12 protein-coding genes are annotated in these 12,581 nt (G+C 66.6%); 8 read left to right on the forward strand and 4 right to left on the reverse strand.

Annotated features, from left to right (window positions below; translation table 11 throughout):
• Positions 1-69: 69 nt before the first annotated feature.
• Positions 70-258: a hypothetical protein gene (locus tag CGX12_RS16985; RefSeq protein ID WP_217898198.1), complete on the forward strand. Its 189-nt coding sequence runs from the start codon at positions 70-72 to the stop codon at positions 256-258.
• Between the two features lie 2 nt (positions 259-260).
• Here CGX12_RS16985 and CGX12_RS16990 read toward each other — a convergent pair whose 3' ends face one another.
• The 4 genes from CGX12_RS16990 to CGX12_RS17005 form a co-directional block, all read right to left on the reverse strand.
• The gene (locus CGX12_RS16990) at positions 261-1,520 is read right to left on the reverse strand and encodes a TRAP transporter large permease (protein ID WP_094041032.1); all 1,260 of its coding nucleotides are present in this window, start codon (positions 1,518-1,520) and stop codon (positions 261-263) included.
• A complete protein-coding gene (locus CGX12_RS16995; RefSeq protein WP_094041033.1) occupies positions 1,511-2,002 on the reverse strand; it encodes a TRAP transporter small permease in 492 nt (163 codons plus the stop codon). Before CGX12_RS16995 ends, CGX12_RS16990 begins: the two co-directional genes overlap by 10 nt.
• A gap of 72 nt (positions 2,003-2,074) precedes the next feature.
• On the reverse strand, positions 2,075-3,064 hold the full coding sequence (locus CGX12_RS17000) for a TRAP transporter substrate-binding protein (RefSeq protein WP_094041034.1): 990 nt from the start codon (positions 3,062-3,064) through the stop codon (positions 2,075-2,077).
• A gap of 230 nt (positions 3,065-3,294) precedes the next feature.
• Positions 3,295-4,317 (reverse strand): LacI family DNA-binding transcriptional regulator, encoded by a 1,023-nt coding sequence (locus tag CGX12_RS17005; RefSeq protein ID WP_217898199.1) that lies wholly within the window; start codon positions 4,315-4,317, stop codon positions 3,295-3,297.
• Between the two features lie 268 nt (positions 4,318-4,585).
• Here CGX12_RS17005 and CGX12_RS17010 point away from each other — a divergent pair, with 268 nt between their 5' ends.
• From CGX12_RS17010 to CGX12_RS17035, 7 genes are all read left to right on the forward strand, one after another.
• The gene (locus CGX12_RS17010; protein WP_094041036.1) at positions 4,586-5,554 is read left to right on the forward strand and encodes a sugar kinase; all 969 of its coding nucleotides are present in this window, start codon (positions 4,586-4,588) and stop codon (positions 5,552-5,554) included.
• Positions 5,551-6,534, forward strand: coding sequence for an NAD(P)-dependent oxidoreductase (locus CGX12_RS17015; protein WP_094041037.1), 984 nt, complete (start codon positions 5,551-5,553; stop codon positions 6,532-6,534). The genes CGX12_RS17010 and CGX12_RS17015 overlap by 4 nt, the downstream gene beginning before the upstream one ends.
• Before the next feature lie 94 nt (positions 6,535-6,628).
• Positions 6,629-7,384 carry a sugar phosphate isomerase/epimerase family protein gene (locus CGX12_RS17020; RefSeq protein WP_094041038.1) on the forward strand — a complete coding sequence of 252 codons (756 nt, stop codon included), beginning with the start codon at positions 6,629-6,631 and terminating at the stop codon, positions 7,382-7,384.
• Positions 7,385-7,447: 63 nt separating this feature from the next.
• Positions 7,448-9,289, forward strand: a complete 1,842-nt coding sequence (gene edd, locus CGX12_RS17025; protein WP_094041039.1) for a phosphogluconate dehydratase — start codon at positions 7,448-7,450, stop codon at positions 9,287-9,289.
• Positions 9,286-9,942 carry a bifunctional 4-hydroxy-2-oxoglutarate aldolase/2-dehydro-3-deoxy-phosphogluconate aldolase gene (locus CGX12_RS17030; protein ID WP_094041040.1) on the forward strand — a complete coding sequence of 219 codons (657 nt, stop codon included), beginning with the start codon at positions 9,286-9,288 and terminating at the stop codon, positions 9,940-9,942. Before edd ends, CGX12_RS17030 begins: the two co-directional genes overlap by 4 nt.
• 386 nt (positions 9,943-10,328) lie before the next feature.
• Positions 10,329-10,574 (forward strand): cation-transporting P-type ATPase, encoded by a 246-nt coding sequence (locus tag CGX12_RS20130; protein ID WP_217898200.1) that lies wholly within the window; start codon positions 10,329-10,331, stop codon positions 10,572-10,574.
• A partial coding sequence (locus CGX12_RS17035; RefSeq protein ID WP_217898201.1) for a cation-translocating P-type ATPase occupies positions 10,523-12,581 on the forward strand: 2,059 nt, incomplete at its 3' end. The genes CGX12_RS20130 and CGX12_RS17035, both read left to right, overlap by 52 nt.

Consider the following 12,581-nt stretch of genomic DNA (forward strand, 5'->3'; position numbering starts at 1 on the left):
TTCGGGCGCTGTTGTCGTGGCCCGGGAGTTGGGTATAAGAACCATTGCCCGGGCTGCCCCGCTTTGGGGATGCCGTCGTCCGCCATCCGCCCGGTGAACGGCCGGCGCGACGTCATCGCCATCCCCAAAGCGGTGCAGCCCGAGCATGTGCAACAGAACGCCGGGGCCCTGCACCTGCGGCTGGGCGACGAGGTCCTGGCCCGGCTGGACGCCGCCTTCCCGCCGCCCCGGCGCAAGGAACCGCTGGATATCGTGTAACGCTACACCAGCAGCAGGAAGGGGAAGACGATCACCGCCAGCAGCACCAGGATGATCACCGAGATATAAGGCAGAACCGAGCTGAACGACCTGTTCAGCGGCAAACCTCCTATGGTGCCGGCGATCAGCAGGCACAGGCCGTAGGGTGGCGTGATCAGGCCGATGGACAGGGTGATGATGACGATGATCCCCATCTGCACCGGCTCCACCCCAAGCAGCAGGGCGGTCGGGTAGACCACCGGCACGAACAGCACCATGGCCGGTATCGCGTCCATGAAAGTGCCGATGAACAGGAAGAGCAGCACCACCACAAACATGAACAGGTACTTGTTGCCGCCCAGCCCGGCGAAAAACTCGGCCACCAGGCTGTTGATCCGGTAGTAACCGAGGAACTCGCCCAGTGCCGAGGCCGCCGCCAGGGCGAACAGCGACAGGCAGCTCAGCTTGAGGGTGTCGATAAAGATCTCGGGCAGATCGCTCAACCTGATGGTCTTGTAGTAGAAGGCGCTGATCAGGTAGGCGTACACCGCCGAGAACGCCGCCGCCTCGGTGGGAGTATAGATGCCTCCGACGATGCCGCCGATGATGATCAGCGGGGTGATCATCGCCGGAATGGCGTCCTTCAGCAGCGCCATGAATTCGCTGCGCGATACCTTGTCCGCCACCGGCAGTCCGTCTTTCCTGGCGAAGTGGCTGATCAAGGCCATCATGCCGAAGCCGATCAACAACCCGGGGAGCAGGCCGCCGATAAACAGCTGGCCGACGGAGGTGTTGGTCAGGCCGCCGTAGATCACCATGGTGATGCTGGGCGGTATAATGCTGCCGATGGTGGACGACGCCGCCGTTACCCCCACCGCCATTTCTGGGCTGTAGCCCTTCTTGGTCATATTGGGGATCAGGATCTTGCCCACCCCGGCAGTGTCGGCGGTGGAGGAGCCGCTGACCCCGGCGAACATCATCGACACCATCACATTGGCATGGGCCAGGCCGCCCGGCTTGCGGCCGACCAACGCGATGGAAAAGTCGATCAATTTGCGTGAAATCCTGCCGCTGTTCATCAGGTTGGCGGTCAGGATGAACAAGGGCACCGCCAACAGTACATAAGAGTTGAGTCCATAGAACATCTTCATCGGTATGACCGTATTGGGTATGCCACTTATCGTGGATATCCCAATCAGGGCGGCGATGCCGATGGCAAAAGCAATGGGAATGCCGAGAATGATCAAGGCGACGAACAGTACCACTATCAGCCCTAGCTCCATGCCGGCTTCTCCCTTTTGACGCAGACCCGGATCTCCTTCAACATGCCCTCGAGCAGGTAAAGCGAAGAAGTCGCAAAACTAACCGGCAATACCAGCCAGACATAGCCCTGCTGCAACGATGGCAGGGTGACCCATTTGGAATGCCAGAAGGTATCGGTGATCTCCACGCTGTAGAAAGCGCATAATACGCAGAACACCAGCATGACCGACTGCTCGAACAGCACCAGCGCCAGGCGGGTTCGACCGGTCAATTTCATCGCCAGCGCATTGAAGCTGAAGTGCTTTTTCTCCCGCACCATAACGGCGGCACCGGAAAATATCGCCCAGATAAAGGCGTTGACCGCCACTTCCTCGGTCCACAGCACCGAGATGTTCAGGTAGCGCGCCAACACCTGCAGCAGGGTGGCGGCCACGAAGATAACCAGCGCCAGGGTCCCGATCGCGAGCTGGAGCCTGGCCAACCAGGTGATAAATCGTTCCATCGTCACTCCCCGTTGTATGGGGCTGCACCCGGGGTGCAGCCGATCCCTTGAGGTTTCACGCTCGGGCGACCGTTACCGGGCCTGGCGGATCTGCTCAACCAACTCGCTCATGCCGTGCCGTTCGGCCCATTGCTGCTGGATCCCTTGCGCCAGCTCCATGAATGGCTGGCGGTCCGGGGTATTGACGATGGCGCCGCCCTCGATGGCCTGCTGTTTGTACTGGCTTTCCTCGGTATAGATGGCCTGGCGCTCGGCCTGGGTCGCCTGGTGCACCGCCGCCATGAAGCGTGTGCGCTGCTCGTCGCCCAGTTTCTCCCAGGTGGCGTTGCGCAGCAGCAGCAGCCGGGTGGTGTAATCGTGGCCGGTTTCCGAAATGTATTTGCCGTTCGCGGTCTTGTGATGCTCCATCGGCACCAGGTAGGGGTAGGCGTTCTCGGAGGCATCGACCACGTTGCTGGACAGGGCCTGATACAACTCGGCCCAGGCCACCGAGGTGGGCACCGCTCCGGCGTCGCGCCAGAACTGGGACACCACCCCGGAGGTCTGAGTGCGGATCTTCATCTGCTTCAGGTCGTCCAGGCTGTTGACCGGCTGCTTGCCATACCAGTGGCGCACCCCAGCCGACCAGTAGCCGACGACGCGGTATTTCTCGCCCGACTTAGCGAAGATGATGTCCGCCATCTTGTCGCCGACCTCGCCGTCGACCACCGTCTCCCAGTGCTCGTAATCGTCGAACAGATACAGCAGGGAGAAGAGATCAACCTCATCGATACCGGCGGAGGTCATGAAGCCCGGCGATACCAGCACCAGGTCGGCGCCGCCCAGCACCAGCTTTTCCATCAGTTCGTTTTCGTTGGTGCCGATGGTGCCTGCATGCACCTCCACGCTGAACTCCCCGCCCTGCTCGGCCACCTCTTTCAGCTTCAACATCCCTGTCTGATAGGGGCTGGAGATGTTGGTCTGGTTGTGCGCGGCGATGATGTTGATGGCGCCGGAATCCGCCTCCTGCTCGCCACACCCCGCCAATGCCGCCGCTACCAATAACGCCAATACCTTTTTCATTCCGTCCTCCAAAATCCTGAGTCATGTTCCGTGTGCAAGGCACAGCCCTTGGGCACGAAAGAATAATGGAACCGGTTCCTAAAAAAGAAAACGGACTCACGCCAATTTTGTGACGACACCCGGCAGATCAGAAAATAGTGCGTGACGAAGCTCATGGATTTACAGGAAAAGGCGACAAAAAAACCGCCCACCGGCGGTTTTTTGCGCACGCTGGCTTCGGTTCCCCACCGCTACATAGCGGTGGAGCCGCGGATCACCAGCTCAGCGGGATACAAATGGGCCTCAGGAGCGCCGGTATCGCCCTCGATCCGCCTGAGCAGCAGGGTACAAGCGGTTTCGCCGATCAACTGGTTGGGCTGGCGCACCGAGGTAATGCCGGTGCCGGGCAGCTCGGCCCAGTCCAGATCGTCGACACTGAGCAGGCCGATCTGGGTTCCCCAGTCGATGCGCAGCCGTTTCAAGGCCTTGGCGGTGATCATGGTGACCACCCCATTGGCGGTAACGATGGCCTTCTTCAGCCCCCGATTGGCCGCCACAAAATCCGCAATGGCGTGGTCAACCTGCTGTTCTTCCTTGGTAAATTCGAAATGGCTGCAGCTCATGCCAGGCTCATCTCCCACGAACTCCCGCAGCGCCCTCAGCCGCTCGCTGCGGGTATCGATGGCCAGCGACTGGGTCAGGAAGAGGATGGACTCGTACCCCTGCTCGATCAGGTGGGCGGCGGCGATGTTCATCGCCTGGCGGTTGTCCAGGCCCACCACGTCACAGTCGAAGCCGGCGCTCTTGCGGTCCACGAAGACGAAGGGACAGTCGATGTCGGCAAAGGCCTGCAGCGACTCGTCGGACATGCCCACGGAATTGATGATCACGCCGTCGACCCGATGGCTGCTCAACAAGGCGAGATAGCGATTCTGCTGCTCGGGCTCGTTGTTGGTGTTGCACACCATCAGCATGTAGCCGGCCTCGTTGCAGATCTTTTCGACTCCCCGCAGCACGCCGATGGAGTAGGGATTGGTGATGTCCGCCAGCACCAGGCCAATCAGTTTGGAGCGCCCGGCCTTGAGCGCCCGGGCGGACTGGCTGGGCCGGTAATCCAGCGCCTTGATCGCCGCGCCGATGCGACTGCGCAGATCCTCCGACAGCAGCTGCAGCTCGCCATTGAGGTAGCGGGACACGCTGGTCTTGCCGACCCCGGCCTGCCTGGCCACGTCGGATATAGTTGCATGACTTTGTTTTTTAATGTTTTTTTTCAAATCAACACCATCCTGTTCGGGCACGGCAACCATGGCGGAGGGGACCCGGCGCCGTGCTTGCCCCGGTTTCGGCATCTCCCGCCGTGACACTGTCATATTATGCTTTTTTTCTGAGCCGTTTCACAAAATTGGATAGCACTACTTTAACACTCAATGGAACCGGTCCCATAATCCTTTTCCGTCGGCCAGGGCCGACACCGGCTGACCGCAGCCAGGGATCCCGGCGCCGTCGGGACGCGAACTTCAACCTCACAAGCGAGGGGATGCCATGACATCGGTACAGAGTCTGGATGTGGTGACCATAGGGGAAGCCATGGCCATGTTCACGGCCCAGCAGAGCGGCCCCCTGGCGGACGCCAGCAGCTATGTCCGCCGCCTGGCGGGGGCCGAGCTGAACGTGGCCATCGGCCTGGCCCGGCTCGGCTTCGGCGTGGGCTACGTCACCAGGGTCGGGGCCGACGCCTTCGGCGAATACATTCGCCGTGCGATCGCCGGGGAAGGGATCTGCACCGAGCGGGTGATCACGGATCCACGCTTTCCCAGCGGCTTCCAACTGAAGGCCAGAACGGACGACGGCAGCGATCCCCGGGTGGAGTATTTCCGCCGGGGCTCGGCGGCCAGCACCCTGTCGACCGCCGACTACGACGCCAGCTTCTTCACCGCCGGCCGGCACCTGCACCTGAGCGGGGTGGCGGCAGCGGTGTCCGACAGCCTGCGCGCCCTGCTTCATGCCGCCCTCGACGGCATGAAGCAGGCCGGTCGCACCGTGTCGTTCGACACCAACCTGCGCCCGAGTCTGTGGCCGGACGCACAAACCATGGTGGCCGAAGTGAACGCCCTGGCCTGCAAGGCCGACTGGGTGCTGCCGGGCATCGAGGAAGGCGAAATCCTCACCGGGCGGCGGGAGCCCGAGCACATCGCCGACTTTTACCTGGCCCGCGGGGCCGGCACCGTGGTGGTCAAGCTGGGCCCCGCCGGCGCCTACTACAAGACCGCCCGCGGCGAGCAGGGTACGGCGGCGCCCTTCCCGGTGACTAAGGTGGTCGACACCGTGGGTGCCGGCGACAGTTTCGCCGTGGGCGTGATCTCCGCCCTGCTGGAAGGCCAACCCCTGGCCCGGGCCGCCCGGCGGGGCAACCTGCTGGGTTCGCTGGCGGTCCAGGTGGCCGGCGACAGCGAAGGCCTGCCCGACCGTTCCACCCTCGACCGGCTGCTCGCCGACAAGGACCACGCATGAAACCGAAAATCGTGTTGTACAAAGCCCTTCCCGAGGCGGAGCTGGCCCGCTTGCGGGAGCGGTTCGAGGTCAGCGCCTTCGACGGCATCGGCCCCCACAACAGGGCCGAAGTCATGGCGGCCCTCGCCGAGGCGGAGGGGCTGATCGGCGCCAGCGTCCCGATCACCGCCGAGATGCTGGCGCAGGCGTCCCGGCTGCGGGCGGTATCCACCATCTCGGTGGGCATCGACCAGTTCGATCTGAACAGCCTCAACCGGCGCGGCATCGCCCTGATGCACACTCCGTCGGTGCTGACCGAAACCACGGCGGACACCCTCTTCGCCTTGGTCATCGCCACCGCCCGGCGGGTGGTGGAGCTGTCCAACCTGGTGCGCGACGGCCGCTGGCTGGGCAGTATAGGGCCGGAGCATTACGGAGTGGACGTGCACGGCAAGACCATGGGCATCATCGGCATGGGCCGCATCGGCTATGCCCTGGCCAGACGTGCCCACCTCGGCTTCGACATGAAGATCCGCTATTACAACCGTAGCCCGCATCCGCAGGCGGAAGCGCTGCTGGGCGCCACCCGGATGCCGCTGGACGCCCTGCTGGCCGAGGCCGATTTCGTCTGCCTGGTGCTGCCGCTCACACCCGGGACCGAGCGCTTCATCGGCCGGGAGCAGTTCGCGCTGATGAAGCCCGACGCCATCTTTATCAACGGCTCGCGCGGCAGGGTGATCGACGAGCAGGCGCTGATCCTGGCCCTGCAGGAGCGCCGCATTCGCGCCGCCGGCCTGGACGTGTTCGAGGTCGAGCCGCTGCCGGGCAGTTCGCCCCTGTGCCGGCTGGACAACGCCGTGCTGCTGCCGCACATCGGCTCCGCCACCCACGAAACCCGGCTGGCCATGGTGCGCTGCGCGGTTGACAACCTGATCGCCGCCCTCGATGGGGACCTCGGCCAAAACTGCGCCAATGTCTCGGCCTTGGCTCGCACCGGCTGACAGCCGGCCTTGCCGCGTCTTTTCTTAATTGAAAATGGAACCGGTACCATTTTATTTTCCGATACTGCTCGCATCCAAACCACAGGAAGCCCTTATGCACACAGAGGTCATCGTCGTTACTTCCGCCTACGGTCACGACAAGGTTCGTGCCCTGGGTGGCCAGGCGGCATTGCTGCCGATCATCGCCGCCAGTGGCGCGGACGGCGTGGAAATCCGCCAGGAGCTGCTCGACCGGGGCGACACCCTGGCCGTACTGGGAGAGCAGATCCGGGCGCACCACCTGAGCTGCGTCTATTCCTCACCCGCGCCCCTGTACGACCCGCAAGGCCGACCGGATCTGGCCGGTCTGCGGCAGCGGCTGGCGGAGGCAGCCGAGCTCGGCGCCCGGCTGCTCAAGCTGCCCCTCGGCCATGCTCCGGACAACCCCGGACTGGCCGGCCTCGAGGGCCTGCTGCGCGCCGGCGATATCCGGCTGGTGATCGAGAACGACCAGACCCCGGAGGGCGGCACCCTGGCGCCACTGCTCCGCTTCTTCCAGGCTGTCGCGCGGCAAGGCGCGCCCGTGGGCATGGCCTTCGACATGGCCAACTGGCACTGGCTGGGGGAAAACAAGTCCCAGGCCGCCGCCCAGTTGGCGCCCTTTGTGGACTACATCCACGTCAAGGCCAGCCGGGAGCATGACGGCAAGGTGCATGCCGTGGCCCTCGACGAGGCACCAGCCACCTGGGCCCCGCTACTGCCTCGGCTGCCGGTGACGGTACCGCGCGGCATCGAATCTCCGCTGCAAGGGGACGATCTGGCGGCAGTCACCCGCGGCTACGTGACCCGGCTGCGCAGCCCGGCCGGCTGAGTCAGGCGGAGGATTGTCAGCAACTGGAACCGGTACCAACACTAAACGAACAGGGAGTTCCTTATGCATCCTATCCTTGACCGGGTCACCGCCCGGATCCGGGCCCGCAGCCAGACCAGCCGGGACACTTACCAGCGGCGTATGGAGCACCAGGCCGCCCAGGGCAAGACCAGGGCAGGCCTGGCCTGCGGCAACCTGGCCCATGTGGTGGCCGCCGCCTGCCCGTCGCAGAAGGCACGGCTGCTGGACATGACCCGGGCCAACCTGGCCATAGTAACCGCCTACAATGACATGCTGAGCGCCCATCAGCCCTACCAGGCCTACCCGGATGCCATCAAGGCGGCACTGGCCGAACGGGGCCACAGCGCCCAGGTGGCCGGCGGCGTGCCGGCCATGTGCGACGGCATCACCCAGGGCCGGCCGGGCATGGAGCTGTCCCTGCTCTCCCGGGATCTGATCGCCCAGGCCACTGCCGTTTCGCTCAGCCACGACGCCTTCGACGCCACCCTGCTGCTCGGCATCTGCGACAAGATAGCCCCTGGCCAGTTGATCGGCGCGCTCAGCTTCGGCCAGTTGCCTACTGCCTTCATCCCCGCCGGCCCCATGGCCACCGGCATCGGCAACGAGGACAAGGTCCGCGTACGCCAGCAGTACGCCGCCGGCCAGGTCGGCCGCGAGGCGTTGCAGGAGATGGAAAACCGGGCCTACCACTCCCCCGGCACCTGCACCTTCTACGGTACCGCCAACAGCAACCAGCTGGTGTTCGAGGCCATGGGGCTGATGCTGCCGGGATCCGCCTTCGTTGCGCCGGACAGCCCGCTGCGCCACGCGCTGACCACGGAGGCGGCGATGCGCCTGGCGGCCCAGGCGACGGGGGTGGCGAGCCGCCCCCTGTACCGGGTGCTGGACGAAAAGGCGGTGGTCAACGGGGTGGTGGCACTGCTCGCGTCCGGCGGCAGCAGCAACCACACCCTGCACCTGGTGGCCATCGCTCGGGCCGCGGGCTGGGTACTGAACTGGGACGACTTCGACGAACTCTCCGCCGCCGTGCCCCTGCTGGCGCGGATCTACCCCAACGGCCCGGCCGACATCAACGCCTTCCAACAGGCGGGCGGCGTGCCGCTGCTGCTGCACCGGCTGGCCGAACGAGGGCTGCTGCACACCAACGCCCTGCCAGTTTACGGCGACTACCAGGACCACTTCAGTGCGCCCGCCCTGACGGTGGACGGCCGCCTGCACTGGCGCCCCTGCGCCGACACCCGGGATCCGACGGTGATCGCCTCCCGGGACCAGCCCTTCAGCGCCAGCGGCGGGCTCAAGGTGCTCGACGGCAACCTGGGCCGCGCCATCATCAAGGTCAGCGCCGTGGCGCCGGAGCATCGCCGGATCCGGGCGCCGGCCCGAGTATTCGACAGCCAGCAGGCGGTGGTCGATGCCTACCGGGCGGGGGAATTGCAGCGGGATGGGGTGATAGTGGGGCGCTTCAATGGCCCGGCGGCCAACGGCATGCCCGAGCTGCACCAGCTAATGCCACTGCTCGGCAACCTGCAGCAGGCCGGCCACCGAGTGGCGCTGGTCACCGACGGCCGCCTGTCCGGCGCCTCGGGCAAGATACCGGCGGCCCTGCACCTGACCCCGGAGGCGGCCCGGGGCGGCCCCCTGGCGCGGCTGTGCGACGGGGATCTGATCACCCTGGACGCGGAGCGCGGCACCCTGACGGTGGACGCCCCCCTCCAGGAGCGCCCGTCCGCCACCCCGGACCTGAGCGACAACGACGCCGGCTGTGGCCGGGAGCTGTTCGCTCCCCTGCGGGCGCAGGTGTCCGACGCGGAGCACGGCGCCAGCCTGTTTTCACCCCCGGCGCCGGCACGACCGGCCCGCTCACAAGAGGAAGAACCAAGATGACATGGCAACTCCAACCCGACGCGGTCTTCGCCGCTTCCCCCCTGATGCCGGTGATGGTCGTCGACCGGCCCGAGCAGGCGGTGCCCCTGGCCCGCGCCCTGTTGGCCGGCGGTATCGACGTGTTCGAGGTAACCCTGCGCACCGATGCGGCCCTGGCCGCCATCACCGCTATCGCCGAAGCCCTGCCCGAGGCGTTAGTGGGGGCCGGTACCGTGCTGACCCCCGAGCAATACGATGCCGCTGTGGCCGCCGGCGCCCGTTTCGTGATCTCGCCGGGCTGCACTCCCCGCCTGCTGCAGCACGCCGCCCGGGGCAGCGCCCCCCTGATCCCCGGGGTCAGTACCCCCTCGGAGATCATGCAGGCACTCGAGCTCGGCTACAGCAGGCTCAAGTTCTTTCCCGCCGAAGTCAACGGCGGGGCGGCGGCGCTCAAGGCCATGTCCGCCCCCCTGCCCCAGATACGCTTCTGCCCCACCGGCGGCATCAACCCGGACAACCTCACCGGCTACGCCCGCCTCAGCTGCGTGGCCACGGTAGGCGGCAGCTGGATGCTGCCCGCCGACGCCATCGCAGCCGGCGACTGGGAACGGGTGACCCGCCTCAGCCGGGAGGCGGTCACCCTGCTCGGGGAGCTGCACCGCCAGGCCGGTTAAGGCACCATGTAGCCGGCAGGCAAACACCGCCGTGTGCAGCTGCGCACCTTGCTGGTGGAGCGCAGGCGGCCCGCCTGCCTTCGCGCACGGCGCGAACCCTCGGATTGGTCTGCCACGCCACAGGTTTGAAAAGGCGCGGGACAGAACGAGCATCGCGGGTTGGGCTCTGTCTTTGCCCACCCCGGTGCCTCCTTCATGCGGGCGGGCCGCCCGCGCCCCAGGCATCGTCGCCGCCTGGACTTAACACGACATGGTTCTCTGACCTTCCCATTTAACCATTTGAAAACAGATGGTTATCATTATTTGTGGTTGCCATCCCGCCCCTTCCGGCCCTATGGTGGAAGGGGTAGCGGCTGGCGGAGCCGCCCACGGGAGGGAGCACCACCATGCAGACATCGGCACCGCGCTGGCACCGGCTGACCACGGAGCAAACCGCCTCGGCGCTGGACACCGACAGCGGTCGCGGCCTGAGCGACCAGGCCGCCCGGCAACGGCTGGCCGAGTACGGCGAGAATCGCCTGGCCGAAACGGCGCCCCGCCCCCCTGGCTCCGGTTCCTGGATCAGTTCAAGGCCGTACTGGTGCTGGTGCTGCTGTTTGCCGCCGGGCTGGCCTGGGCCATCGGCGATCTGAAGGATGCGGTGGTCATCCTGCTGGTGGTGCTGTTCAACGCCGCCCTCGGCTTTTACCAGGAGCACCGGGCGGAACGCACCCTGGCCGCGCTCAAGGGCATGCTGGTGCCCAGGGCCAGGGTCAGGCGCAACGGCCAGGTGCAGGAACTGGCCGCCGCCGAGCTGGTGCCCGGCGACCTGGTGCTGCTGGAAGCGGGCGATCAGGTGCCGGCCGACGGCCGGGTGCTGGCCGCCCACGCCCTGGAGGTGCAGGAGGCGGCGCTGACCGGGGAGTCCCAGCCGGTCGGCAAGCTCGCCCCGCCGCTGGCGGAGGACGATCTGCCCCTGGGCGAGCGCTGCAACATGCTGTACATGAACACCACCGTCAGCCGGGGCCGGGGCGAAATGCTGGTGGTGGCCACCGGCATGAACACCGAAATGGGCGGCATAGCGACGCTGATCGCCCAGGCCCCGGAAGGGGAAACCCCGCTGCAGCGGCAGCTGGATCGGCTGGGCAAGCGGCTGGCGGCCATCGCCGGGGTGGTGGTGGTGGCCATCTTCGCCATGACCCTGCTGCGCGGCACGCCCTGGGCCGAAGCGGCGATGACCTCGGTCGCCCTGGCGGTGGCCGCCGTGCCCGAAGGCCTGCCCGCCGTAGTCACCGTGACCCTGGCCATCGGCATGTGGCGCATGGCGCGCAAGAAGGCCATCCTGAAGAAACTGGCGGCGGTGGAAACCCTCGGCGCCACCACGGTGATCTGCACCGACAAGACCGGCACCCTCACCCTCAACCAGATGACCGCCCGGGCCGGCTGGCACGCGGGCCACCGCTTCAGCGCCAGCGGCCAGGGCTATGGCAGCGACGGCCGGATCCACAGCGAGGGCGGCCCCGGGCCGGCGGCCATGCTGCCGCCCATGGCGCTGTGCACCGAATCGCGGGTGCGCGACGGCAAGCTCATCGGCGATCCGACCGAGGGCGCCCTCTATGTGCTGGCCCAGAAGGGCGGCCTGGATCCCCAGCGGGAGCAGGAGCGCGCGCCGCGCCTCGCCGAGATCCCCTTCGACTCGGCCCACAAGTTCATGGCCACCTTCCACCACAGGGGCGACCGGGTGCTGATGTACATCAAGGGGGCGCCGGACATCCTGCTCAGCCACGCCAGCCACTGGCAACACGGCGACGGCCCCCGCCCGCTGGACGACGCCGCCGCCCGCGCCATCACCCGGGAAAACGACCACCTCGCCGGTCAGGCGCTGCGGGTGCTGGCCGTGGCCCAGCGGGAGATCCCGGCCCGCGATTTCGACCCGGGCGAGGATCTCTGGCGCTGGGTCGGCGACTGGACCTTCCTGGGGCTGGTGGGGCTGATGGATCCGCCGCGCCCCGAGGCGGCCGAGGCCATCGCCCACTGCCGGGCCGCGGGCATCCAGGTGAAGATGATCACCGGCGATCACAAGACCACGGCGGCGGCCATCGCCCGGGAACTGGGGCTGCCGGGCGGGGTGCTGTCCGGTGCCGAGCTGGAGCGCATGGACGACGCCGAACTGGCCCGCCGCATCGACGACATCACGGTATTCGCTCGGGTCTCTCCCCAGCACAAGGTCAAGCCCGTCCGGGCGCTGCGGGCCGACGGCCACGTCACCGCCATGACCGGCGACGGGGTCAACGACGCCCCCGCCCTCAAGGCGGCGGACATCGGCGTCGCCATGGGCATCACCGGCACCGCCGTGACCCGGGAGGCGGCGACCCTGGTGCTGACCGACGACAACTTCGCCACCATAGTGCAGGCGGTGGAGGAAGGCCGCACCATCTACGACAACATCGTCAAGTTCGTGCGCTTCCAGCTGTCCACCAACATCGCCGCCATCCTCACCGTGCTCACCGCCACCCTGCTGGGCCTGCCGATGCCCTTTACCGCCATCCAGCTGCTGTGGATCAACATCATCATGGACGGCCCGCCCGCCATGACCCTGGGGGTGGAGCCACCCCGGCCCGGCCTGATGCGGGAGCCGCCGCGCCCGCCCGGGGCGCAGA

The organism is Zobellella denitrificans (genome assembly GCF_002237365.1).
Taxonomy (GTDB): Bacteria; Pseudomonadota; Gammaproteobacteria; order Enterobacterales; family Aeromonadaceae; genus Oceanimonas; species Oceanimonas denitrificans.

Bases quoted from the DNA above. Each gene is read 5' to 3' on its own strand.
- edd (WP_094041039.1), top strand. From the start codon at position 7,448: ATGCATCCTATCCTTGACCGGGTCACCGCCCGGATCCGGGCCCGCAGC.
- CGX12_RS17020 (WP_094041038.1), top strand. From the start codon at position 6,629: ATGCACACAGAGGTCATCGTCGTTACTTCCGCCTACGGTCACGACAAG.
- CGX12_RS17030 (WP_094041040.1), top strand. From the start codon at position 9,286: ATGACATGGCAACTCCAACCCGACGCGGTCTTCGCCGCTTCCCCCCTG.
- CGX12_RS16990 (WP_094041032.1), bottom strand. From the start codon at position 1,520: ATGGAGCTAGGGCTGATAGTGGTACTGTTCGTCGCCTTGATCATTCTC.
- CGX12_RS20130 (WP_217898200.1), top strand. From the start codon at position 10,329: ATGCAGACATCGGCACCGCGCTGGCACCGGCTGACCACGGAGCAAACC.
- CGX12_RS17010 (WP_094041036.1), top strand. From the start codon at position 4,586: ATGACATCGGTACAGAGTCTGGATGTGGTGACCATAGGGGAAGCCATG.
- CGX12_RS16995 (WP_094041033.1), bottom strand. From the start codon at position 2,002: ATGGAACGATTTATCACCTGGTTGGCCAGGCTCCAGCTCGCGATCGGG.
- CGX12_RS17015 (WP_094041037.1), top strand. From the start codon at position 5,551: ATGAAACCGAAAATCGTGTTGTACAAAGCCCTTCCCGAGGCGGAGCTG.
- CGX12_RS17000 (WP_094041034.1), bottom strand. From the start codon at position 3,064: ATGAAAAAGGTATTGGCGTTATTGGTAGCGGCGGCATTGGCGGGGTGT.
- CGX12_RS16985 (WP_217898198.1), top strand. From the start codon at position 70: ATGCCGTCGTCCGCCATCCGCCCGGTGAACGGCCGGCGCGACGTCATC.